This window comes from Paraburkholderia terricola (assembly GCF_003330825.1).
GTDB lineage: Bacteria > Pseudomonadota > Gammaproteobacteria > Burkholderiales > Burkholderiaceae > Paraburkholderia > Paraburkholderia terricola.
Map to the genome: position 1 here is coordinate 961,694 of NZ_CP024941.1, position 21,221 is coordinate 982,914.

Here is a 21,221-nt window from a genome sequence, read left to right on the forward strand (position 1 = left end):
TTGGTTTCTGCTTGCGCTGACCGCCGATTTGATTGGCGATGCGAAGGGATCGATAAGAGATTGCGTGACGCGCTGAACGCGCTCGTTGCACCTTCCGTTGCATCTAGCGTGTGAACTTCCGGCACCGGCCAACCAAAGGCGCGCTCACGCGATTGAATCACGTGAGCGTTGCAGCCGAGGCTTACGGCTCGATTTCTTCTTCAGGGCCGTCTTCGCCGCCGTAAGCGCTCAGGCGGTTGTACAGCGTCTTCAGACTCACGCCGAGCGCCTTGGCCGCGCGCCGCTTGTCGCCGCCGCAATATTTGAGCGTGCCGAGAATGATCTGCTTTTGCGCGTCGGCGAGCGGCGTGCCGATCCACACGCTCATCGCGTCGCCCTGGGTCACGGGCTTCTTCACACGCGACGCGAGGTGCGGGTGCGGCAGCTCGACCGTCTTCTCCGCGAGAATGAACGCGCGATAAACCGCGTTCTTCAACTCGCGCACGTTGCCCGGCCACGACCAGGTGCGCAGCGTTTCGATCGAGCGCTTGCTGAAGCTCTTGTTCGCACCCTCCTGGTGGTTCAACTGCGCGAGGAAATGCTGCGCGAGCAGTTCGCGATCGTTTTCGCGCTCGCGCAACGGCGGCGCGCGCAAGGGAAACACCGCGAGTCGATACATGAGATCTTCACGCAGGCCGTTTTCCTTGACGGCCACCGCGGGGTCGCGATTGGTGGCGGCGATCACGCGTACGTCGCCGCTGATCAACTGGTTGCCGCCGACCCGATAGAAGGTGCCCGTCTCGAGCGCGCGCAACAGCTTGACTTGGCGCACCGGCGCCATTTCCGTGACTTCGTCGAGAAACAGCGTGCCGCCGTTCGCGTGTTCGAAGTAGCCGATGCGGCCTTGAACCGCGCCCGTGAAGCTGCCTTTCTCGTGGCCGAACAGTTCGGCTTCGATCAGTTCGTCGGGGATCGCGCCGCAGTTCACGGCGACGAACGGTGCGTTCTTGCGGCCGCTTTGATCGTGAATCGTGCGGGCGATCAATTCCTTACCCGTGCCGGATTCGCCAATGATGAGAGCGGTCGCGTCGGTGCCGGCAACGCGCTCGATCTGCTCGTACAGATCGAGCATCACCGGCGACGAGCCGTAGAGCAGCCCATACGATTTCAGTCCCGGGACGTCCGCGACGCGTTGCTTCGCGTTTGCCGAAGCGCCGCCGCCGGCGGAGACGCTGGGCGAGTCCACATCGATTGACGTCATAAACGGGGAGTCCTGTGCCAGGGGGTTCGTTGTTGCGGCGCGCAGGCCTGGGAACGAGATGGGCCGAAGCCGTCTCTCACAAAGGTCGATTTAACCACTTGCAGGCCGCCTACGGCAATCCGTGTAACGACGAGCCGCGACATTCGTGCGAAGTCGGTCGAAACTGCCTGAAGCGCGGCCGCGCCGCGAGCGCGCGATGGTTTTACCGGGCACGCGCCTTGCGCAATGCAGCCGATAGGCATGTGTTTCCCGCGCGATGACCTGTCGCGGCTTGGTGTGCGACGAATGCGCGTCGTCATCGGCGATGACGGACCCGGAACCACCCGCAACCGCTGAACTCAGACGAGGAGTGAATGATGACTGACACCACGCAACAGCTTGCGCTCGGCGGGCAGAAGATTGTCGAGGACCTGCGAGTGCTGCTGAAGGATTCGGAGGAAATGCTGCGGCTTGCGGCCAACGTGCCGGGCGAGGGCGTCGGCGTGTTGCGCGACAAGCTGGGCACGCATGTGGAGACGCTGCAATCCGCGCTCGGCGATGCGCAACAAGGCGCGCAGCGGCGCTATCGGGTTGCCGCGGTCAACACGAAACAGTATGTGCGGCACAACCCGTGGCGCGCGGTCGGTATTGCCGCGGGCGTCGGCTTCCTGCTCGGCGTGCTGAGCGCGCGCTAACGCCCGGTTCGGCACGTATCCGCTTCACGACGACAAAGGAGTTCGCGATGACACGACCCAAAATCGGCATCTTCGGCGCGTTGATGGCGCTCGGCGGCTTTCTCGCGGTCCGCTACGTGCAGCGTAGCCGCGCCGCGCAGATTCCGGCGGCGCGTGAACTGAGCCGCTGGGAGGGCGAGGGCGGCGCGGTGGCGGAAACGCCTGCCACGCCCGCCGGTGGCACGGCGGCGGCCACGCATGGCGGCAACGGCTCGGCGCATCCGAACGGCAACGGCGGTGCGTGGCCGTTTCCACATGGCTGACCACGCCTTCACGCAGTGCTCGGCCGGCGTGCCGAGCGTCGAGCGCGCTCGGGCACGCACTGCCGGTTTGTCTCGATAAAGCCGTATAATAGGCAAATAAACAACAATGACCCATCGCGCATGCGAATTTATCTGGTCATTGTTGCGTTATTGAACTAAGTCGAAGGTTCTGCGTTTTTGCGAAACGCTGGCGTCCGGTGCTGGCGCAGCGTCGCGAGGCAACGGACCGCGACCCGTTTTTCCGGCATGCGCGTTAGCATGTTTCTTCACTCACGCTTTCAGGCTCTCGAGACGCGATGCCACATGTACTGATTGTCGATGACGATGCCGGTACCCGCGAGGCGCTTTCCGCCATCATCGGGGAAGACGGCTTGACCACCGCCACCGCGGGCGATCTGCGCGAAGCGCGCATTCAACTGGTCCGGCAAATGCCGGACGTCGTCTTTACCGACCTGAAGCTGCCCGACGGCAGCGGGGTCGATCTGTTCGAAGATCTGGATCCGCGCTCGGGCGTGGAAGTGATCGTGATCACTGGGCATGCCACGGTGGAGTCGGCGGTGAGCGCGCTGAAAATGGGCGCCACCGATTACCTCGTGAAGCCCATCAACATGCAGCGCGTGAAGGCGATTCTGTCGCGCCTGCCGCGCGCGGGCGACCTCAAGGCGGAAATCGGCACGTTGCGCGGCGAGTTGCGGCGCATGGGCCGCTTCGGCTTGATGCTCGGCAACTCGCCGGCCATGCAGGAGGTGTACGACCAGATCGGCCGCGTTGCGCCGACGGCGGCCTCCGTGATGCTGGTGGGCGAATCGGGCACCGGCAAGGAAGTCGCCGCACAGACGCTGCACGAACTGAGCTTGCGCCGCAAGCATGCGTTTCTGGCGGTGAATTGCGGCGCGATTTCGCCGAACCTGATCGAATCGGAGATGTTCGGTCATGAGCGCGGCTCGTTTACCGGCGCTGACCGTCAGCACAAGGGCTATTTCGAGCGCGCGAACGGCGGCACGCTGTTCCTCGACGAAATCACCGAGATGCCGATCGAGTTGCAGGTGAAGTTGCTGCGCGTGCTCGAAACCGGCATGTTCATGCGGGTCGGCACGACGAAGGAAATCGAAACCGACGTGCGCCTCATCGCGGCCACGAATCGCGATCCCGAGCAGGCGGTGCTCGAAGGCAAACTGCGGCTCGACTTGTACCACCGTCTGAACGTGTTTCCGATCAGCCTGCCGCCGCTGCGCGAGCGTGGCAAGGACGTGGAACTGTTGGCGCAGGCGTTCCTCGACGAACTGAACGAGCGCCACGGCACGAAGAAGCATTTCCCGGCGGCGGTGAAGGAAATGCTGCTGTCGTACCCGTGGCCGGGCAATGTGCGCGAACTGAAGAACTACGTGCAGCGCGCGCACATCATGTCGGGGACCGACTCCGATAGCACGGCGACCGTGCCGTTGCAGATCACGTTGTCGAAGCCTACCGCCGGCACGGCGATCACGATACCGTTTGGCACGTCGCTCGCCGAGGCGGATCGTCAACTGATTCTCGCGACGCTCGAGCAATGCGGTGGCGTGAAGACGCGTGCCGCGGAGATTCTCGGGATCAGTCTGAAGACGCTGTATAACCGGCTTGTCGAGTATGGGAATGATGCGCGGGAGGAAGGGGATTCGGCGGATGAGTCGCGGGCTTTGGGTGGGGCGGATGTTTGAAGGTTTTTGCCTGCTCGGCGGCTTGGGTTGTGGTTTTGTTGTTTTTGGCCTTTCCTTGATTTGTTAGTGGTCTATTGGGGTTGCCCCTGTGCGGGGCGGCACCTACTTTCTTTGCCGCCGCAAAGAAAGTAGGCAAAGAAAGCGGCTCAAACCGCCAGCTTTGAAGCGGGTCTCCTGGCTTGGAGGGGATCGTGGTGCATCTGGAATCAGTGTTCTCGCGCACTCCGCGCTCGTGACAAGGCAGTCATTCTTCCGGCGGCGCTGCGCGCGCCGTCGCGGTACTTCATCGAACCGCGGTAGCTTCGGTGTTTGCGGTACTTCATCGAACCGCGGTAGCTTCGGTGTTTGCGGTACTTCATCGAACCGCGGGTAGGTTCGGGCGTTTGCGGTACTTCATCGAAGCGCGGGTAGGTTCGGGCGTTTGCGGTACTTCATCAAACCGCAGGCAGTTTCTGCGTTCACACTACTTTCCAAACCGTTCGCGCTGCTCGCGCCAGCCGTCGTTTCGCCGAACGCCGTTGAGTTGCTGCGCGCGTCGGTGCGCCGTCCCATCGTTAGCTCGCTCCGTCCAGCGCCGCGCTGAGAACGCCGCCCGGTTGCGGCGTCTCGCCGAGGCGAAGCCGATGGCCCCCAACACGCGCAATGAAACCGCTGGTTTCCGTGCGCGCCGCTTCCGGCGAGCGCGCAGCGCGAGGCGGGAAGTATGACTGCCTTGTCACGAACGCCGAATGCGCGAGAACACGGATTCCAGATGCACCACGGCCCCCTCCAAGCCAGAAGACCCGCTTGAAAGCTGGCGGTGTGAGCCGCTTTCTTTGCCTACTTTCTTTGCGGCGGCAAAGAAAGTAGGTGCCGCCCCGCACAGCAATGCTCTCAACTTAAGCCTCAAAGAGCTTGTAAACGAGGCATTGCCCCTGTAAACTTCATCGCATAACTCACTGATAAATCAACGATATGAACTCAAATACCAGCGTCCTCGCGGCTTCTGGCTGAGTTCTCCGATTTCCTGCTCGATCCGGCGCTCGCGGATCGCGTGCGTCGTTCTCCCACTGCCTTTACCCGCAATCGCACACTGACCTTGCCGCGCATGGCCGCGCTGATGATGTCCGGCATGTGCGCCAGTGTGCAGGCCGAACTTGACGCGCTATTCGGCGCACTGGGAAGCAGCGGCGGGCGCACCCGCGCTGTCAGCGCACAGGCCTTCAGCAAGGCGCGACGGGGAGTGTCTGCCGAACTGTTCGAACTGGCCCGCGCCCGCCTGATCTCGCTGGCCCAACCCCATATCGATTCGATGCGCTGGCACGGCCTGAGGCTGGTCGCCGCTGACGGTAGCCGCCTGCGTGTGGGCACGCGTCGCGGCCATGAACTGCGCGCCGATCACTACGCGTTTGCGCTGTTCCTGCCGGGTTCCGAACTGACCCTGCACGCTGCACTTCATCCCGCCGACGGCGGCGAGCGGCAGATGCTGTTCGAAGCCCTCGATGTACTGCAACCGCATACCGACCTGCTGCTGCTCGATCGCGGCTATATCGGCAACGCGATGGTGGCGGCGCTCGCACAGCGCGAAATCCCGTTCTGCATGCGCGTCGATGCGCGTAACTGGAAATGCGTCAGCGCCTTTACCCGCAGCGGTAAAGCCGAGCATGTGGTGACACTGGAAGCGCCCAGCGAACCGGATGCCCGCGCCTATGAACTGGCGCGTACGCCCACGACTGTGCGCCTGATCCGCGACGTCACGCCGGGCGGTCGCGTGCGTGTGCTGATGACCTCGCTGCTCGATGGCGGGCGTTATCCGGCGGCATCGTTCGGCGCGCTCTATCACCAGCGCTGGCGGGTCGAGGAAGCATTCAAACGACTCAAGCACCGGCTGCGGCTGGAAGCCGTCACAGGCCTCGATTACCTGGCGTTACAGCAGGACTTCGGCGCAAAAATCCTCGCCGACAACCTGTGCACACTGCTCAGCGATCTCGATGCGCCGCACGACGACAGACATGCCAGCCGTCCTAACCGGGTGTATGCACTGGGCGCACTCAAGCCCATCCTCGGCGCGTGTCTTCTGCGCATCCAGCGCTGTCTGGACGGCCTCGCCGGTGTGCTGGAAATGATCCACCAGACCCGATGCCGGATACAGCCCTCACGCTCCTATCCAAGACCACCCAGAAAAGCCAAGCCCCACTTCCATCTCGCGTACAAACTCGCTTGATGCAGCGGGGCTTAAGTTGAGAGCATTGCCCCGCACAGGGGCAACCCCAATAGACCACTAACAAATCAAGGAAAGGCCAACAAAACCACCACCGCCGAGCAGGCAAAAAAACCGGGCGCAACCAAAACCCAACCGGCACACCCCTTGCTCCCCTCGAATACAGACCACAAAAAGACGAGGAAACCGACATGCCACACCACGCCGCCGCGTCCGCGCTCCCCCTGCATGCGCACCGCCCCGAGCCGATCGAACCGCCATCGCCGCCCAACACGCCGGGCGAGCCGGACATCATTCCGAATCCGACTCCCGAACCAGCCGAACCGGTGCCGCCGCCGATAGGCGATCCACCGCCGCAGCCCACCCAGGCGCCACAAGCCTGTCAGCGTCGGCCGCGAGGCATGCAACTCTGACACGCCCGGCGCGCCGTGCCCCATACTGGCGAGGCGAATTTATGTACTTGTTACAAAGCCGACGCATCTTTTACCGGCAATCCGGCGCCATGAAGCCCTAGACTTCAATTGATGCCGCTCATCGCGGCGGGCTTCCCTGGAGGCAGCGATCATGAGACACCCAGCACTGCGACGTTCCGCGCGCCACGCAAAGCGCGATTCCCGGCCCGACGCGGCCAAAAGCGGTCCGCCGACGTCGCCCGATCCCGCCGCGCAGAACCGCGTCGCGCCCGACGCCCCCCCGGACGGCGAGCACAATCAGGGCGGCGTGCGCCCCGAAGGGCTCGAATACCAGCGCGATCTCGGCTCCGAGCAGGACGCCTGACTTCGCGCCCCCGCAGGCGAAAACCGTCCTAACGTCGATCGTATAAGCAGAAAAAATTTCTTCGCGACGCGAACAAGTCGCGCGTTCCTGCTCGTCCGTCACATTTGCATACATTTTTATTTCGATTCCTTGCGAAAACGGCACGCGGCTTGCGTGCACGTTGCGGCACATATCCGTATGCAACGAAACAACTGAACTAGGTGGAGCGCCAATGAGCAGACTGATCGTGGTATCGAATCGTGTCGCGCCGACGCAGGAAGGCCGTCCCGCAGCGGGAGGTCTTGCGATCGGCGTGCTGGACGCGTTGAAGGAAACCGGCGGCGTCTGGTTCGGCTGGAGCGGCGAGACGGTGAGCGAGCCGTCCCCTCCGGTGATCGAAAAGCAGGGCAACGTGACCTACGCGACGGTGGGCCTCACCAAGCGCGACTACGACCAGTACTACCGCGGTTTTTCGAACGCGACGCTGTGGCCGACGTTCCACTATCGCAATGACCTGTCGCGCTATGACCGCCAGGAGTACGCGGGTTATCAGCGCGTCAACGCGACGCTCGCGAGGCAACTGAAGGAACTGCTCAGGCCCGACGACATCATCTGGGTCCACGACTATCACCTGCTGCCGTTCGCGCGCTGCCTGCGCGATCTCGGCGTGAAGAACCCGATCGGCTTCTTCCTGCATATTCCGTTTCCGGTGCCCGAGGTGCTGCGCACGATTCCGCCGCACGACGAACTCGTCAAGGCGATGTGCAGTTACGACGTGGTCGGCTTCCAGACCGAGGCGGATCGCCAGTCGTTCGTCGACTTCATCGAGCGCGGCCTGCACGGCACCTCGAGCGAGGACGGCATGGTGCACGCGTACAACCGCTTTCTCAAGGTCGCCGCGTACCCGATCGGCATCTATCCGGACGCGATCGCCAAGGCCGCCGAGCAGTTCACCGACCGCAAGCCGGTGCGCAGCCTGCGCGACGGCATGCGCGGGCGCAAGCTGATCATGAGCGTCGACCGTCTCGACTATTCGAAGGGCCTGGTGGAGCGCTTCCAGGCGTTCGAACGGCTGCTGCTGAATGCGCCGGGCTGGCACGGCCGCGTGTCGCTGGTGCAGATCGCGCCGCCGACGCGCTCGGACGTGCAGACCTATCAGCGGATTCGTCAAACGCTGGAGGGCGAAGCGGGCCGCATCAATGGCCGCTTCGCGCAACTCGACTGGACGCCGATTCAGTACCTGAACCGCAAGTACGAACGCAATCTGCTGATGGCGCTGTTCCGTCAATCGCAGGTCGGCTATGTGACGCCGCTGCGCGACGGCATGAATCTGGTGGCGAAGGAATACGTCGCGTCGCAGGACCCGGCCGATCCGGGCGTGCTGGTGCTGTCGCAATTCGCCGGCGCCGCCGAGCAACTGCCGGGCGCGCTGGTCGTCAATCCGTTCGATCTGTCGCAGATGGCCGAGGCGCTGGAGCGTGCGTTGTCGATGCCGCTCGCCGAGCGTCAGGCGCGTCACGCGGACATGATGGCGCCGATGCGCGAGAACAACCTGTCCGTCTGGCGCGATACGTTCCTCGCCGATCTGCGCAACGTCGCGACGGCATCCTCGGTGACGGCCAAAGCGGTAAAGCTCGCTGACGTGACGGCTTCGTCGTAGCTGGATCAGCGGCTGCGCGGGTATCGCCGGGAATGCGCATGCTGGTCACGTCTGAACCGCGATGTAGGGAAACGCGAAGAGAAAAGAAGGGCGCGGATCGCCGTATGCGATGCGCGCCCTTTTCGTGTCCGCGTGATTCGTGCCTATCGCGGATGCACGACGAGCGGATGTACGACGAAGTCAGGCGGCTTGCGGCTTGGCTCGCTGCGTGATCCGCATCATGCTGACCACCGCGGCGAGCGCCGAAAAGCCCGCGGCCACGTACAGCGCGACGGTTGGCCCGTGGTGAGGCGCGACGCCGAAGATCAGCGCGACCAGCGCCGCTCCGAGCGTCTGCCCGGTCAGCCGCGCGGTGCCGAGCATGCCGCTCGCGCCGCCGCTGCGCTCGCGCGGCGCGGACGCGAGGATGGTGCGGTTGTTCGGCGACTGGAAGATGCCGAAGCCCACGCCGCACAGCGCCATGCGCCACGCGATCTGCATGGGCTCGGGATGCGCGCCCAGCGTGGCGAGCAGCAACAGCCCGGCTGTCAGCGTGGCGAGCCCGACGCCGCCCAGCCAGCCTGACGACACCTTGTCCGCCAGCACGCCGGCAATCGGCGCCGCGACGATGATCACCGCCGGCCATGGCGTCATCAGCAAGCCGGTTTCCACTTGCGACAGACCCAGCGTGTCCTGCAACAAAAACGGCAGCGACACGAAGGCGAGCATCTGCGCGCAGAACGAACAAACCGAGGTGCCGATCGACAGCGCGAACACCGGAATCCTCAGCAAGTCGATCGGCAGCAGGGGCGCCGCCTGAGTCAACTGACGGCGCACGAAGAAGTAACCGATCACCACGGCCGCGAGCACTTCGAGCACCACATAGCCGCGCCGTTCGCCGTGGCCGAGGCCGTCGAGCGCGAAAATCAGCAAGCCGAACACGAACGCGTTCATCACCGCGCTCAGGTAGTCGTAGGGCGACTCATGGCCGGGATTCAACGGCAAAGCCTTGAAGCCGCCGACGATCGCCGCGATGCCGATCGGCACGTTGATCGCGAACAGCCACGGCCACGCAGCGACGGCGAGCACGCCGGAGGCGACCGTCGGCCCGACCGCCGACGACACCGCCACCACCATCGCGTTGATCGCGATGCCGCGCCCGAGCTGCGTGCGCGGATAGATCATGCGCACGAGCGCGGTGTTCACGCTCATGATGCCCGCCGCGCCGAAGCCCTGAACCACGCGAGCGAGCGCGAGCATCGGCAGCGAGGTGGACAACGCGCAACCGAGCGACGCGATCGTAAACAGCATCAGCCCGCCCAGATAGATGCGCCGATAGCCGATGCGGTCGCCGAGCGAGGCGAGCGGCAGCAGCGAAATGGTGATGGCGAGCTGGTAAGCGTTGACGATCCAGATCGAGCCGGCTGCGCTCGCGCGCAGATTTCGCGCGATGGTGGGCAGCGCGACGTTGGCGATCGCGCTGTCGAGCACAGCGAGCGTGAGGGCGAGCGCGATGACGAGCATCGCCCAGTAGCGTTGCGGGATCGGCAAGCCCGATTCGGCGCTGTCCGCGTGCGTGGCCTCGGGAAGCGTGTCGGCGGCCTCGGCCGGTGTGGGATCGTTCTGGCGCGATGGTCGTGCGTGCATCGATTATTGGATTTGTAGTGGAGCGGCTCGGCTGCGGCACGTCGAGCCGCCCGCGTTGCTTGCCGCATTCGGAAGCTCGACCGCGGCAGCGGCGATGCCGGTGCCCGCTGCCGCGCACCGGCGTCGCGTGTTCCGCGTTACTTGAGTTCGTACAGGCCGGTGTGGGTGGCGGAGTCGATTTCGTTCAGGTGCGTCATGAAGCGCGCGACCGCGTTGGTGGTCTCCGCATTGACCGGCAGATGCGGCACCTTCAGCGCATGCAGCCGGAAAATGTAGCGATGCGTTCTGTCGCCTCGCGGCGGCGCGGCTCCGCCGAAGCCGACCGTGCCGTAGTCGTTGCGCAATTGCAGCGCGCCTTGAGGAAGCAGCGAACCGTCGGCCTTGCCGGCATTGCGCGGCAGCGAGCGCGCGTCGGCCGGAATGTTGACCACGATCCAATGCCAGAAGCCGCTGCCCGTGGGCGCGTCGGGATCGTGAACGGTGAGTGCGAAGCTTTGGGTATCGGCCGGCGGCGCGTCCCACTGCAGGGCGGGCGAGATGTTCTCGCCGTCCCCGCCGAACGACTTGTCGTGGTATTCCTGGGCTTTCGACATGAAGCCGTTGGTGGGGAAATCGTCGGACCAGAGACGGAAATCAGCCATTGTGTGCCTCCCTTCCTGGTTGGTTCTGGGATGCTCGGGGCGCGAGATTTTGCTGCCGGCTCATTGACATGGCGGCGCGCGAAAGCGCCTTGCGTTAGCCAATTGAGTGTAGCACCAGCGGCCTCGGCATTCGCGTGAGCACGGCATGCCGCAGTTGGCTTTCAGCCTCGCTCCTCGAAGCCCGGCGCGTCGCTTTTCAGCCACTCGACAAGCCGTCGCAATACACCTTCGATATCACGATTGGCGCCACGCAAAGCGCATTCCCACACGACGGCGACGCGCCAGCCGTTCGCCAGCAACGCTTCACGCACCTTGTCGTCGTTGCTGCGATTGCGGCCGATTTTCTCGCGCCAGAACTCGGGCCGCGTTTGCGGCCACTTGAACAGATGGCAGTCGTGGCCGTGCCAGAAACAGCCGTGCACCAGCACGACGGCGCGGTAGCGCGGCAGCACGATGTCGGGGCGTCCGGGCAGATCGCGCGCGTCGAGGCGAAAGCGAAAGCCTTGCCGATGCAGCAGGCTGCGGATCAGGATTTCCGGCTTGGTGTTGCGGCCGCGAATGCCGGACATCATCCGGCTGCGCGTCGCGCTATCGACGATATCGACCATGGTCAGGGTTGTGGCGACGCACCGGCGCGCGCATTGGAGGTTTCACGCATGGAGCGATAGAGCCTGCCGCGAGCCATCGTGCGTCGTCCCGGCGAGCAGCGCCTGCACGTGCGGCAGCATGATGCGCGCCACTTCGTGCATCACGGGCATGACGACGCTGTTGCCGAATTGCCGATACGCCTGGGTGTCGCTGACCGGAATCCTGAAGGTATCGGGAAAGCCCATCAGCCGCGCGCACTCGCGCGGCGTGAGGCGGCGCGGGCGCAGCGCCTCGCCTTGATAAACGAGGATTTCCGAGCCGTCCTTGTGATAGCGCGCCGACAGCGTGCGCGTGACGCTGTCCGGATAGGCCATGCCGAAGCCGAAACCGTTGCCCGCCGCGCGGTGCTTGTCCGCGTAGTTTTGCAGGTAGGTCCAGAGGTTCGGTGTGAGCGTGTACTTGGGCTGCACGCGTTGGCCGGCGTGATCGAAGAAGCGGTCGTGATCCCACGGCAGCACCGGCTCGCCGCCGTCGGTGCGGTGCAGGATCGAACCGAGGCGCGGGCCGGTTGTTGGCAGCTTGAGATCGTCCCAGCAAAAGCCGGTCTTGCCGCGAAAGCCGACGATGATGATGCGCTCGCGGTGCTGCGGCGTGAAATGCCGGCCGTCGACCACGCGGTAATGCACTTCGTAGCCGAGTTCGTCGCGCAAGGTTTGCAGGATCACGTCGAAGGTGCGGCCCTTGTCGTGCGAGAGCAGATTCTTCACGTTCTCCAGCAGGAACGCGGCGGGGCGCTTGGCCGCGATGATTCGCGCGACGTCGAAAAAGAGCGTGCCTTGCGTCGTGCATTCAAAACCGTGCGGCCGGCCCAGGGCGTTTTTCTTGCTGACCCCGGCGATCGAAAACGGTTGGCAGGGGAAGCCGCCGAGCAGCACGTCGTGGCTCGGTACGTCCTCGGCGGGGAACGACACGATATCGCCGATCAGCGCGTGCGCGTCGCCGGCGGGGTAGTTCTCGCGGTACGTCCTGGTGGAAAAATCGTTCCATTCGCTGGTGAAGACGCACTCGCCGCCATGCGCCTCGAACCCCATGCGAATGCCGCCGATGCCGGCGAACAGGTCGATGAAGCGGAATCTGGCGTCGCCGGCCGTACCGTTCGGGCCACTCCTGCGCGCGCCGGTGCGCAGCAGGTCGCGCAACGCCGGCTCCAGCATGGCCGGACAAGGCGTTTCGCCTTTTTCCCAGCGACGCACCGTCTTGATGTCCTTGCCGACGTGCGCGGCGATTTCGCGTTGAGTGAAGCGGGCGCGCGCCTGCCTGAGCAGTTCGAGCGGTGCGGCGAGGGTCACGGGTGTCCTTGCTGGGAATTTTTGCGGACATTATGACCTAAGGTCGTCCCATTTTTCTCGGTTTCGGGCTGGATGGGCAGGAAATTTCGAACGCTACCGGGCGGAGATCGGCTAAACGTCTTTGTCACATTGGGTCGTGTACGCTTGCGGCGTGACGCGAAGTCCCCGCGTTGCGACGTGTTGAGGCCGCGGCGTCGTTCGCGGCCATTTTTTTAAGCGGAGGCGGGGGCGTGACCTGCGTTGTTGGGTTGGGCTGCGCACGGCTGCCGCGCGTCAGGCGAACTGGCCGGCGTCGGTCGAGTAGGGCGGGGGAAACAATGCGGCGGCCGCGGGGGCCAGCCTGTCCCATGCGGGCGGCGGACCGCTTTCGAACTGATCGAGTTGGAGCAGGAGGCTGTCAACCGCGCACAGTTGCGCGTGGGACAAGCTGCCGGTGTCGAGCAACTGGAACAGACGCTGGCGCCAGTAGGCGGCGGGGAAGATCGGTCCGCCCAGGTCGCCATGCAGGGCCGGCCGCATGATTCGCGTGATGTGCGCGATGTCCCGATCGGCCAGCGCGGCCTGCGATGACCCCGAAAGCGTGATGAGTGTGCGGTTCATGGCTCCTCCTTGACGGGTTTACGGCCGGCCGCTGCGGGACTTTAGCGGTTTTTTTGTGCGGGCCTTTCGCTGAAGGAATCGACGCGAACGCAGGCTGGTACGCCCGTTGCTGAAAATGGCTACTGGCGTAGTGTCGCGCCGACATGCGGATAGGGAGCCGAACATGAACAAGGATCAAGTGAAGGGTGCGGGCCAGCAGGTCAAGGGCAAGGTGAACGAAGCCGTGGGCAAGGCCACGGACAATCCCGGCAAGGAACTGAAGGGCGGTATGCAGCAAGGCGCCGGCAAGGTCCAGAAGGCGTACGGCGATGCAAAGGAAGACGCCAAGGACGACGCAAAACGCAATAGGCCGTAATTCACGTTGGCATGCAGCTCGACGGGAAGGCGCTTCGGCGCCTTTCTTTTTTCGAGGCCGGGCCTTGGGGGCGGGACTTCGGCGGCGCGGTCGATCTCGCCTGGGAGTAACCCGGTGTCCGCGCCGCGGACGTTTCGCGCGCCGCGCGTCGCCTTTAGACTTGGCGCATCCAACAATAAGCAGGAGACGCCCATGACACCCGAAAAAATACTCTCGATGTTCGAGCGGCAGTACCTGGAGGGCAAGGTGCCCGTCGACCTCGAACCCGTTTGCGCGAGCTTTGCGACCTGGCTTGCTTCGGCCTGGGATCAGTTCGACGGCGAGCAGAAGATGCTGATGCTGACCATCGGCGCGGCATTGTGGCGCGAAGGATATAACCTGCGCGCCGGTACGGCGACGAAAGACTTGTGGTGACGGCTGGCGTCGGTGGGTTTGGTGAGGGAACCGGCTGCGGAGCGAACTTCGAAGTCCCACGTTCGCTGATGCGCGTTTGCGCACGCGTTGCGCGGAGTCGGTTTATATTTGGCGCTCGCGCGTTCGGGGCCTTGATTCCGGTCGGTCGACCGATGGTCCCGAGTCCAATTACCCGTCGCCACTCTCGCACAAAGGTTACGTCAGCACATGAGCGATCTATCCGCCTTCCCGATCACGAAGAAATGGCCTGCCGCGCATCCCGAGCGGATTCAGCTCTATTCGCTGCCCACGCCCAACGGCGTGAAGGTGTCGATCATGCTCGAGGAGACCGGTCTGCCGTATGAGCCCCACCTCGTGCGCTTCGACACCAACGATCAGATGACGCCGGAATTTCTGTCGGTCAATCCGAACAACAAGATTCCCGCGATCATCGATCCGCACGGTCCTGACGATAAGCCGCTGCCGCTGTTCGAATCCGGCGCGATTCTGCTGTATCTCGCGGACAAGTCGGGCCAGTTGATTCCGCGCGACGCCGCCGGCCGTTATGAAGCGATTCAGTGGGTGATGTTCCAGATGGGCGGCATTGGCCCGATGTTCGGCCAGCTCGGTTTTTTCCATAAGTTCGCCGGCAAGGAGTACGAGGACAAACGTCCGCGCGATCGCTATGTCGCCGAGTCGAGGCGCCTGCTCGGCGTGCTGGACCAGCGGCTCGAAGGACGTGAGTGGCTTCTCGGCGACACCTATTCGATTGCCGATATCGCGACGTTTCCTTGGGTGCGCAATCTGATCGGTTTCTATGAGGCGGGTGAACTCGTCGGCATCCAGGATTTTGCGAACGTGAGGCGCGTGCTGGCCGCGTTCGTCGCCCGTCCGGCGGTGGTGAGGGGATTGGAGATTCCGAAGCGGCAGTGATGCATTTCTAGGGAATCTGGGTTGTGTTGGGCAATTGTGGGTAGAAAAAAGCCCCGTGGCGCAAGGCTTACGGGGCTTTCTTATGCAAACTTGGGAAGTGCTGGGAAGCTACTTGGTCCCCCTGACAGGGACATCCGGCCTACCCATCAGACTCCGGTAGAATCCACCGAAGTTTTTCAAACCCTTGCCCGGCAAGGCTTTGAGGCTGACTCGAAGATACGGATTCGATTCCTAACTCCTCCAGAATCCTCCAGCTTTCCTGTATCCTTTACGCCAAATTTACGCCAATTTTGGAAGGGATATGGCCTCATACCGGAAACGCGGCTCGACCTGGCGCGCGGAAGTCGCCAAGGGCGATATACGCGAATCGGGCACGTTCGATACCAAAGCCGAAGCCGTCGCCTGGGCGACGAAGCTCGAGGCGGAGATCGACGCCGGACGCCGTCGATCATACTCCAAGGTGCAGAAAACCCTGGCCGACACGATGGACGAATATCTCGACAAGGTGTCACCCGGCATGGGCAAACACGACTGGAACGTGACGCGCATCGCCTTTTTCAAGGAGCCGGAACAGATGGGAGGCTTCGTTGGCGATCTGGTGCGCAACATCAAGCCTGAGCAGATCACCCGCTGGCGTGATAAACGACTGAAAGTGGTCAAGTCGTCGACGGTCAACCGGGATCTCAACCTGTTATCGGCCATATTCGAGGCCGCCCATAAAGACTGGAAGTGGATCCATTCGAACCCGGTGCACGAGGTCAAGCGGCCAAAGGATCCGCCGTCGCGCAGGCGCCGTGTGCCCGATGAAGATGCGCGGCTCATGACGACGGCGCTCGGGCTGACGGACGACGGGCCCGTCAAGACGACCCAGCAGTACACCGCGCTTGCTTTCCTGATCGCGATCGAAACTGCGATGCGCCAGGGCGAGATCGTCGGTACGATGCGATCGAATCTGCATCTGTCGCAACGCTATGTGCACATTCCAAAATCGAAAAACGGCGATGCGCGCGACGTCCCGCTCTCTTCAAAAGCGATGGCGCTCTTCGAAAGACTGCCCGAGATCGAGGGCGAGCCGCGATGCTTCCCGATTGCGCAGGCGAGCGTCGACGCGCTCTGGCGGAAGGTTCGAACGAAGGTGGCGAAAGAGAAACCGCATATTGCGGATCTGAATTTTCACGACTCGCGGCACGAGGCGACGACGCGACTGTCGAGGAAGCTGAACGTGCTGGCGCTGGCCAGGATGATCGGCCACCGCGACATTCAATCGTTGATGATTTATTACGACGAGACGGCCGCTGAGTTGGCGGCCCGTCTTGATTGAGGTGGGTTGCGTGTGAAAAGTGCAAATAATGTGTGGCTGTGCGACTTCTGCGGCAAGAACCAGTACTCGGTCGAAATGATCGTGGCCGGGCGCGACGACGCTGCGATCTGCGACGAGTGTATTGACCTGTCCAAAGAGATCGTCGATGAACGACGACTGGAAAACAAGCCCTCGTCCGTCGTTGAGGCCGCCAGGGGTTGGGCTCGCAAGCTGGGTCAGAGGCGTTAGGTAACCAAAACTCTCCCGTCAATGCACTTGCTTTCGCCGCCGCCCCGGTCGGGGCGTGGGCAGTACTCCTTTGTTCATCCGTGCCCACTCGAGTACGTCGCTGGCGAACCAGCGGCGCTGCGCCTGCTTGCTGTCGACGGGGCGCAAGGCGGCGGGAAATCCCTGACGCGTGACGACGCGCAACTCGACCGTTTGTTTTGACAGGCCAAGCCATTCACCGATCTGTTCGGTACTCCAGAGAGTTTCCTCGAGCTTGCGCGGTTTTTCCAGAGCGGCGACGAGGCGCGTCAGCGCGGGCAGTAGTTCCTTCAGTTCAGTCATGTCCATAGTTCACCCCTTGCGGCGGGAATCAAAGAGTAGCGCCCGCTTTTTGCGACGCTATGTAGTCGATCACGATTTATTCACAGGCAGTGGCCGCACATGACCGGTTTTGAGGTTGACGAACGCGCCGCACCAGGTGAGCTGTCTGTGCCGGAAAAACTCCCACAGAATTCCTAGCGCTGGCGTGACGATCGCCTGATTGATAAAAAGCTCCTGACGCTCGAGCGCCTCGGCAAGTCCGCAGCTCGGCGTGTCGTCTTCGGGTACCGATGTGTCGATCAGTTCCGGCAGCACGTCATACGGCCAGCGCAGCGGGACGCCTCCGGCGTGCGGCGCGGACGGGCTGGCACCGAAAATGACCTGGCCGTCGCTGGTGCGATTGCCGAGATCCATCACATAGGCTGCGGTGCTTCGAAGCGTCCTGGCCAGCTTCGCGCGGGCCGCCGCACTGTCGACACAGACAATCGCGATGCTCGCGCCGACGTGCACCAGTTCGCTGGCGCCTGCATGTATCGGCCGCGCATGCCAGTCGAGGCCAAAGAACGCATTCAGACGATGGACCAGCACGACGCTTTTGTGCTGGCCGATGTCGGCGGGGCTGAACAACTGCCGGCCGATGTTTGCCTCGCTCACCGTGTCGCCGTCGAACGCCGTGACCTGCAGACCGGGATGCCCGAGCGCAGTGAGTGCGTGGTTCAGCCGTGCAAGGCCCGTTAGCATCTGCGAGCCATTGCCGCCGCAACCGATGAGGGCCACATTCACGCACTTTTCGAGGAAGTGCGCGGGCGTAATATGCGTCATGGCACCCTCCGCAGCACGGGTTCTTTCCTCCACCATAGCGGGCCAGAGTCACGGCCGATCAGCGCTGCACATTCAGCGATTGCGCGGCGCTGCGCGCGACGCCGTTCAGCGCAATCCAGATCGGGCAGCCTGTCGACGTTGATATCTTCGTGCGCAAAAACCAGCAGCGCACCCACGCCCGCTGACGCTGCGACATACCCATCGTGATGAGTGACGTTGACGCGTGCCGCGGCTGCCAGTTTCGCTGAGTCAGAATCGCGCCTGAGCGGATCGAACGGGCTCCACTGAGCAGAGGGATCATGGCGCGGGCGCACGTGGACGACCGCGTGATATCGGCGCGACTCCCAGTTCGCGGCGCGCGCCGCGTAGTGAATGATGTCCAGGTTGTTCATGCTGGCTCCGGAACTTTGAAAATCGCGTCGGCCGGAACCTTGAGTGGCACGAACATGCCGAGTACGCAGAGCCGGAAGGCGACGCTCGGCGTAGCGCCTTCGCCGAGTCCGCCGAGCACCGCCGAGATTTTCACCTCGCCGGCGTCGTCGGCGTTGTCCTGGTCGCTGAAGAAGGCCGCCCCGTCACCGTGGCTATGGATATCGATCGCGAGGCTCTCATGTGCGGCGAGTTGCGGTCGTTCGAATGTGATCGACCCGGGCGTAGCTTTTGAGACATGCAACGCCTTGTAGGCCAGTTCCTTCTTCTGCTGATCCCACACGACCCATGCTGCGTGTTCATTCGGCAGCGCTGCTCGCGCCTCCTCGGCGAATGCCTGCAGGAACGGGAGCGCAACGCCGAGTCGGCCAAAGGCGAGTTCGATCTTCGGCTCGATGTCGCCGTACGGCGGGCGCGGGCCGGTATCGTTGTGCTTCGCGAGTTGTTGGATGACGTGCAGCCAGGGGCGGCGCACTTCGATGAATACGCCTTGCGCCGTCATGAGAAAGCGGTGGCCGACATCGGCGAGCGGCGCGAACTTTGCGTGTTTCGGCACGGCGACGGTCGGAGCGCTGTCGAACAGCGCGGCATCGAGCGGGAGGTTTTCGTCGTCTTCGGCCGCAGCGATCGCACGTGGTTTGACGCGGGCCAGTTCGTCAGTGACGCCTTGCGAGAATTGCTCAAGCGCAGCGGCGATGGTTTTGAGGCCCTCCTGGGTGGCGTTCTGGAATGAGGCGAGCAGTTTATCCATGATTCAATCCTTGTCGGTCAGGTTATTGATGACGTCTGCGAGCGTGCGTTTGGTGTCGATTAACTGGTGGAGGGGGAATTCGGCGCCCTCGAGCAGATCGAGCCAGAGTCGCACGGCGCCGCCGCGTCTGCGGATCAGGCGAGGGGTGTTCGCGTGCGTGAAACGGCTGCGAAAGAACGCGTCTTCATACGGCTTGATGCTGTCGCTGCTGATCGTCTTCGGCGTGTCGGCGTTGCCAACGCAGATACGCCCGTCGTCCCACACGTTGAAGTAGGGCGCCTGATACAACCTGGAACCCGCGCCCGGGCGTTCGTTGTGGCGAAGCGCAAATACGGACCAGCTGCGCCTGTTGACGATGAACAGCAGCGGGGGGTGATTGCACTCGCCAGAGCGATCGGCGAGCTTGCTGGTCGTTTTGAACCAGACCCTGCGCGTGCCGGCGGGAAGCCACCATGCGAGCGTGTTAGGAGCCAGATAGACCACGCGGTCGTGCACGAAACCCCGATAGCTGGTACGTCTGGCCGCCAGTTCGACGAAATCGGCGAGGCCCTCGAGCGTCATCGGCGTGCCGGGCAGTAGTACGGGACGATCATCCACAACGCGCGCTGTGTGCTGTGTCGCATAGATGTCGCCGGCCTTTGATCTGTAAAAGAGCAGCGCGGCGTCCAGTTCAAGGTCGATGTTTCCGCGGTGATGGATCACAACGTCGTTCATGCGAACACCCTTACAAGAGTGCGTTGTTGTTCAAACTCCCTCGAGCCGAGCAGGTCGAGTACGCGCTCGGCCGCGCCGGCAAGCATTGCTGTCGCGCGCATCTGTTGCAGCCAGGTCGAAATGGAGTTATCGGAAAGGCGCAGGCCGGTGATGGCGGCGGCCTCGATGCAATCGCCCTGGGCGCATTCGTGACCGAAGTCGTCAATGACTCGTCCGATCGAGTCGTCTTCTGTCCATCGCAGGATCAGCGTGAAGTCGACGAGTTCGCCGCCGGCATCGGGTGACGAAAGATCGGCGAACGGCCCGCACCAGCGCAGCACCTGCCACAGCTCGTCCATTGCGTTCAGGACGGCTTGCGCAAAAGCATCCGGCCTCGCAGCACGTGAAAGCTGCGCGCGAGACAGGGCGCGGTTCGGGTGCCGTACCCATTTCGGCATGCGCCCATAGATCTGGCTGTGGGTTACGAAGTCGGTCTCCGAGAGAAGCTCTTTCTTCGAGGCGACGCCGTAATACATCAAGGCGTTCTTGATGGCCGCACTTTCGTCGCAGATCCCTTGCCAGTAGGTGAATTCGGCGATGCTTATTGCCGTGCGCGTGGTGCACACCAGCGGAAGCAGGTCGAGGGCGTCGTAGAGCGCTGCCAGTACCGTCTGGCCGAACCCGGCGCGCAACCCTTCGAGGTGTTCGACGGCCGGCCCTACGCAAACCTGAGCGCAACTGAACGGGCCGTGACGCGTGCCGAGCCGTGCCCATACCAGATCAGGATTGGCGTCGCGGGAGCTTGGACAATAATCGCCACCGTGCAGGCGGAATTGGTCCTGCTCAATGTGCAGGTGCCAGTCGAATCGCGTAAGGTCTCCGGTGATTTCGCGCCATCTGCGTGTCAGCGCTTTCGCGCAAAGTGCAATTTCCGACGACGGCCGGCGCGAGACGTCGGCCTCGGAGATCACGCCGTTATCGAGGAGTGACAACGCGAACGGCCGGGCGAACGCATCGCCTGTCTGAATGACGTAGCGCGGCGGAATCCCGTCGAGTGACGGCAGGGCGATGGATGAAAAGCTCATGGCAGCACCGGCATCTGTTCGCGTGGCAACTGAAGGCGCGGGCCCGTGCTGCGTCTGCTCGCTATTTCGAGCAGCGCGCAGGCAAGCTGGCCACCTAACGCCACGCCCGGTAAGGCGGGGGTGTCCGGACCACACAGCGTGCCGCGCTGCAATTCCCGGCGCAATTGATCGAGTGTCATGGCGATCAGGCGACGTAGCGGTTGAATAGCGCCCCGATAAACACGACTTCCTCGTCGAGCAGCGGGCATGCGTGGGCGGTTGCGAAACGGTCCGTTTCGTTCAGGTACGCGCGCACGGAGTGCGAAACGCGGTCGGAACGCAGAATCTCGTCGATCTGCAGGCGGACATCGGGTTCGGCAGTTCCCGATCCCTTGGTGCCGACTGCACGACGGAACGTGAAGACGTTCCTGTTGCCGACGACATCCGGCCCCTCGATCTCGGCGTTGACGATCTCCGGATAGGTGTTCGCGTAAAAATCACGAACCTGCTGGAGCGTGAATGTCGGGGAGGGATCGGTCAGTTTCGCGCCGTTGTACCTGAACTCGCGCGCAAGTGCCTGGGTCTTCATGGGCGTGCTC

Annotated in this window: 26 protein-coding genes; 12 read left to right on the forward strand and 14 right to left on the reverse strand. The window is 63.2% G+C overall.

Going from position 1 to position 21,221, the window contains the following annotated elements; all coding sequences use genetic code 11:
* Positions 1-181: 181 nt before the first annotated feature.
* The gene (locus tag CUJ90_RS04180) at positions 182-1,240 is read right to left on the reverse strand and encodes a sigma-54 interaction domain-containing protein (protein WP_073430732.1); all 1,059 of its coding nucleotides are present in this window, start codon (positions 1,238-1,240) and stop codon (positions 182-184) included.
* A 356-nt stretch (positions 1,241-1,596) separates the two neighbouring features.
* Between CUJ90_RS04180 and CUJ90_RS04185 the strand changes: the two genes are divergently transcribed.
* The 7 genes from CUJ90_RS04185 to otsA all read left to right on the forward strand — a co-directional run bounded on the left by CUJ90_RS04185 (position 1,597) and on the right by otsA (position 8,529).
* Positions 1,597-1,914 carry an ElaB/YgaM/YqjD family protein gene (locus tag CUJ90_RS04185; protein ID WP_114163431.1) on the forward strand — a complete coding sequence of 106 codons (318 nt, stop codon included), beginning with the start codon at positions 1,597-1,599 and terminating at the stop codon, positions 1,912-1,914.
* Between the two features lie 47 nt (positions 1,915-1,961).
* On the forward strand, positions 1,962-2,216 hold the full coding sequence (locus tag CUJ90_RS04190) for a hypothetical protein (RefSeq protein ID WP_114162053.1): 255 nt from the start codon (positions 1,962-1,964) through the stop codon (positions 2,214-2,216).
* 296 nt (positions 2,217-2,512) lie between these two features.
* Entirely contained in the window at positions 2,513-3,913 is a 1,401-nt protein-coding gene (locus CUJ90_RS04195) for a sigma-54-dependent transcriptional regulator (RefSeq protein ID WP_073430729.1), read from the forward strand.
* 1,006 nt (positions 3,914-4,919) lie between these two features.
* A complete protein-coding gene (locus CUJ90_RS04200; RefSeq protein ID WP_114161999.1) occupies positions 4,920-6,116 on the forward strand; it encodes an IS4 family transposase in 1,197 nt (398 codons plus the stop codon).
* Between the two features lie 188 nt (positions 6,117-6,304).
* Entirely contained in the window at positions 6,305-6,526 is a 222-nt protein-coding gene (locus tag CUJ90_RS04205; RefSeq protein WP_114162054.1) for a hypothetical protein, read from the forward strand.
* Between the two features lie 151 nt (positions 6,527-6,677).
* Positions 6,678-6,890, forward strand: a complete 213-nt coding sequence (locus tag CUJ90_RS04210) for a hypothetical protein (protein WP_073432707.1) — start codon at positions 6,678-6,680, stop codon at positions 6,888-6,890.
* Positions 6,891-7,101: 211 nt separating this feature from the next.
* Entirely contained in the window at positions 7,102-8,529 is a 1,428-nt protein-coding gene (gene otsA / locus CUJ90_RS04215) for an alpha,alpha-trehalose-phosphate synthase (UDP-forming) (RefSeq protein ID WP_073432709.1), read from the forward strand.
* Between the two features lie 180 nt (positions 8,530-8,709).
* On the opposite strand, the gene CUJ90_RS04220 is transcribed toward otsA, so the two are convergent.
* The 5 genes from CUJ90_RS04220 to CUJ90_RS04240 all read right to left on the reverse strand — a co-directional run bounded on the left by CUJ90_RS04220 (position 8,710) and on the right by CUJ90_RS04240 (position 13,333).
* Entirely contained in the window at positions 8,710-10,155 is a 1,446-nt protein-coding gene (locus CUJ90_RS04220) for an MFS transporter (protein WP_114162055.1), read from the reverse strand.
* A 137-nt stretch (positions 10,156-10,292) separates the two neighbouring features.
* Positions 10,293-10,796, reverse strand: coding sequence for a YbhB/YbcL family Raf kinase inhibitor-like protein (locus tag CUJ90_RS04225; protein ID WP_073432713.1), 504 nt, complete (start codon positions 10,794-10,796; stop codon positions 10,293-10,295).
* Between the two features lie 161 nt (positions 10,797-10,957).
* Positions 10,958-11,404, reverse strand: coding sequence for a very short patch repair endonuclease (locus CUJ90_RS04230; RefSeq protein ID WP_114162056.1), 447 nt, complete (start codon positions 11,402-11,404; stop codon positions 10,958-10,960).
* A gap of 42 nt (positions 11,405-11,446) precedes the next feature.
* Positions 11,447-12,733, reverse strand: a complete 1,287-nt coding sequence (dcm, locus tag CUJ90_RS04235; RefSeq protein WP_114162057.1) for a DNA (cytosine-5-)-methyltransferase — start codon at positions 12,731-12,733, stop codon at positions 11,447-11,449.
* Positions 12,734-13,006: 273 nt separating this feature from the next.
* The gene (locus CUJ90_RS04240) at positions 13,007-13,333 is read right to left on the reverse strand and encodes a hypothetical protein (RefSeq protein ID WP_114162058.1); all 327 of its coding nucleotides are present in this window, start codon (positions 13,331-13,333) and stop codon (positions 13,007-13,009) included.
* 163 nt (positions 13,334-13,496) lie between these two features.
* Here CUJ90_RS04240 and CUJ90_RS04245 point away from each other — a divergent pair, with 163 nt between their 5' ends.
* The 5 genes from CUJ90_RS04245 (at position 13,497) to CUJ90_RS04265 (ending at position 16,563) form a co-directional block, all read left to right on the forward strand.
* Positions 13,497-13,688, forward strand: a complete 192-nt coding sequence (locus CUJ90_RS04245) for a CsbD family protein (protein ID WP_073432721.1) — start codon at positions 13,497-13,499, stop codon at positions 13,686-13,688.
* 192 nt (positions 13,689-13,880) lie between these two features.
* Positions 13,881-14,102, forward strand: coding sequence for a hypothetical protein (locus CUJ90_RS04250; protein ID WP_114162059.1), 222 nt, complete (start codon positions 13,881-13,883; stop codon positions 14,100-14,102).
* 207 nt (positions 14,103-14,309) lie between these two features.
* Complete coding sequence (locus CUJ90_RS04255; RefSeq protein ID WP_114162060.1) at positions 14,310-15,014, forward strand: glutathione S-transferase N-terminal domain-containing protein; 705 nt, start codon at positions 14,310-14,312, stop codon at positions 15,012-15,014.
* A 301-nt stretch (positions 15,015-15,315) separates the two neighbouring features.
* On the forward strand, positions 15,316-16,335 hold the full coding sequence (locus CUJ90_RS04260) for a tyrosine-type recombinase/integrase (protein WP_073432726.1): 1,020 nt from the start codon (positions 15,316-15,318) through the stop codon (positions 16,333-16,335).
* Positions 16,336-16,347: 12 nt separating this feature from the next.
* A complete protein-coding gene (locus CUJ90_RS04265; protein WP_200799535.1) occupies positions 16,348-16,563 on the forward strand; it encodes a ClpX C4-type zinc finger protein in 216 nt (71 codons plus the stop codon).
* A gap of 18 nt (positions 16,564-16,581) precedes the next feature.
* Here the strand turns inward: CUJ90_RS04265 and CUJ90_RS04270 are convergent, their stop codons facing one another.
* The 8 genes from CUJ90_RS04270 to CUJ90_RS04295 form a co-directional block, all read right to left on the reverse strand.
* A complete protein-coding gene (locus CUJ90_RS04270) occupies positions 16,582-16,884 on the reverse strand; it encodes a hypothetical protein (RefSeq protein WP_073432747.1) in 303 nt (100 codons plus the stop codon).
* A gap of 69 nt (positions 16,885-16,953) precedes the next feature.
* On the reverse strand, positions 16,954-17,721 hold the full coding sequence (locus CUJ90_RS04275; RefSeq protein WP_084561533.1) for a PRTRC system ThiF family protein: 768 nt from the start codon (positions 17,719-17,721) through the stop codon (positions 16,954-16,956).
* Entirely contained in the window at positions 17,682-18,077 is a 396-nt protein-coding gene (locus tag CUJ90_RS32295) for a hypothetical protein (RefSeq protein ID WP_143032040.1), read from the reverse strand. The genes CUJ90_RS04275 and CUJ90_RS32295 overlap by 40 nt, the downstream gene beginning before the upstream one ends.
* Entirely contained in the window at positions 18,074-18,865 is a 792-nt protein-coding gene (locus tag CUJ90_RS04280; protein WP_073432732.1) for a PRTRC system protein A, read from the reverse strand. Before CUJ90_RS04280 ends, CUJ90_RS32295 begins: the two co-directional genes overlap by 4 nt.
* Before the next feature lie 3 nt (positions 18,866-18,868).
* Positions 18,869-19,579, reverse strand: coding sequence for a PRTRC system protein B (locus tag CUJ90_RS04285; protein ID WP_073432734.1), 711 nt, complete (start codon positions 19,577-19,579; stop codon positions 18,869-18,871).
* On the reverse strand, positions 19,576-20,643 hold the full coding sequence (locus tag CUJ90_RS04290; protein ID WP_073432736.1) for a PRTRC system protein F: 1,068 nt from the start codon (positions 20,641-20,643) through the stop codon (positions 19,576-19,578). Before CUJ90_RS04290 ends, CUJ90_RS04285 begins: the two co-directional genes overlap by 4 nt.
* The gene (locus CUJ90_RS32300; RefSeq protein ID WP_152035328.1) at positions 20,640-20,822 is read right to left on the reverse strand and encodes a hypothetical protein; all 183 of its coding nucleotides are present in this window, start codon (positions 20,820-20,822) and stop codon (positions 20,640-20,642) included. Before CUJ90_RS32300 ends, CUJ90_RS04290 begins: the two co-directional genes overlap by 4 nt.
* 5 nt (positions 20,823-20,827) lie before the next feature.
* Positions 20,828-21,211: a PRTRC system protein C gene (locus CUJ90_RS04295; RefSeq protein WP_084561534.1), complete on the reverse strand. Its 384-nt coding sequence runs from the start codon at positions 21,209-21,211 to the stop codon at positions 20,828-20,830.
* Between the last annotated feature and the right edge of the window lie 10 nt (positions 21,212-21,221).

Coding starts and splice junctions, on each gene's coding strand:
- CUJ90_RS32300 (WP_152035328.1), bottom strand. CDS start 20,822: ATGACACTCGATCAATTGCGCCGGGAATTGCAGCGCGGCACGCTGTGT.
- CUJ90_RS04275 (WP_084561533.1), bottom strand. CDS start 17,721: ATGGTGGAGGAAAGAACCCGTGCTGCGGAGGGTGCCATGACGCATATT.
- CUJ90_RS04190 (WP_114162053.1), top strand. CDS start 1,962: ATGACACGACCCAAAATCGGCATCTTCGGCGCGTTGATGGCGCTCGGC.
- CUJ90_RS04255 (WP_114162060.1), top strand. CDS start 14,310: ATGAGCGATCTATCCGCCTTCCCGATCACGAAGAAATGGCCTGCCGCG.
- CUJ90_RS04280 (WP_073432732.1), bottom strand. CDS start 18,865: ATGGATAAACTGCTCGCCTCATTCCAGAACGCCACCCAGGAGGGCCTC.
- CUJ90_RS04285 (WP_073432734.1), bottom strand. CDS start 19,579: ATGAACGACGTTGTGATCCATCACCGCGGAAACATCGACCTTGAACTG.
- CUJ90_RS04230 (WP_114162056.1), bottom strand. CDS start 11,404: ATGGTCGATATCGTCGATAGCGCGACGCGCAGCCGGATGATGTCCGGC.
- CUJ90_RS04240 (WP_114162058.1), bottom strand. CDS start 13,333: ATGAACCGCACACTCATCACGCTTTCGGGGTCATCGCAGGCCGCGCTG.
- CUJ90_RS04220 (WP_114162055.1), bottom strand. CDS start 10,155: ATGCACGCACGACCATCGCGCCAGAACGATCCCACACCGGCCGAGGCC.
- CUJ90_RS04180 (WP_073430732.1), bottom strand. CDS start 1,240: ATGACGTCAATCGATGTGGACTCGCCCAGCGTCTCCGCCGGCGGCGGC.
- CUJ90_RS04205 (WP_114162054.1), top strand. CDS start 6,305: ATGCCACACCACGCCGCCGCGTCCGCGCTCCCCCTGCATGCGCACCGC.
- CUJ90_RS04260 (WP_073432726.1), top strand. CDS start 15,316: ATGGCCTCATACCGGAAACGCGGCTCGACCTGGCGCGCGGAAGTCGCC.
- CUJ90_RS04185 (WP_114163431.1), top strand. CDS start 1,597: ATGACTGACACCACGCAACAGCTTGCGCTCGGCGGGCAGAAGATTGTC.
- CUJ90_RS04250 (WP_114162059.1), top strand. CDS start 13,881: ATGACACCCGAAAAAATACTCTCGATGTTCGAGCGGCAGTACCTGGAG.
- CUJ90_RS04225 (WP_073432713.1), bottom strand. CDS start 10,796: ATGGCTGATTTCCGTCTCTGGTCCGACGATTTCCCCACCAACGGCTTC.
- otsA (WP_073432709.1), top strand. CDS start 7,102: ATGAGCAGACTGATCGTGGTATCGAATCGTGTCGCGCCGACGCAGGAA.
- CUJ90_RS04290 (WP_073432736.1), bottom strand. CDS start 20,643: ATGAGCTTTTCATCCATCGCCCTGCCGTCACTCGACGGGATTCCGCCG.
- CUJ90_RS04210 (WP_073432707.1), top strand. CDS start 6,678: ATGAGACACCCAGCACTGCGACGTTCCGCGCGCCACGCAAAGCGCGAT.
- CUJ90_RS04195 (WP_073430729.1), top strand. CDS start 2,513: ATGCCACATGTACTGATTGTCGATGACGATGCCGGTACCCGCGAGGCG.
- CUJ90_RS04295 (WP_084561534.1), bottom strand. CDS start 21,211: ATGAAGACCCAGGCACTTGCGCGCGAGTTCAGGTACAACGGCGCGAAA.
- CUJ90_RS04270 (WP_073432747.1), bottom strand. CDS start 16,884: ATGACTGAACTGAAGGAACTACTGCCCGCGCTGACGCGCCTCGTCGCC.
- CUJ90_RS32295 (WP_143032040.1), bottom strand. CDS start 18,077: ATGAACAACCTGGACATCATTCACTACGCGGCGCGCGCCGCGAACTGG.
- CUJ90_RS04245 (WP_073432721.1), top strand. CDS start 13,497: ATGAACAAGGATCAAGTGAAGGGTGCGGGCCAGCAGGTCAAGGGCAAG.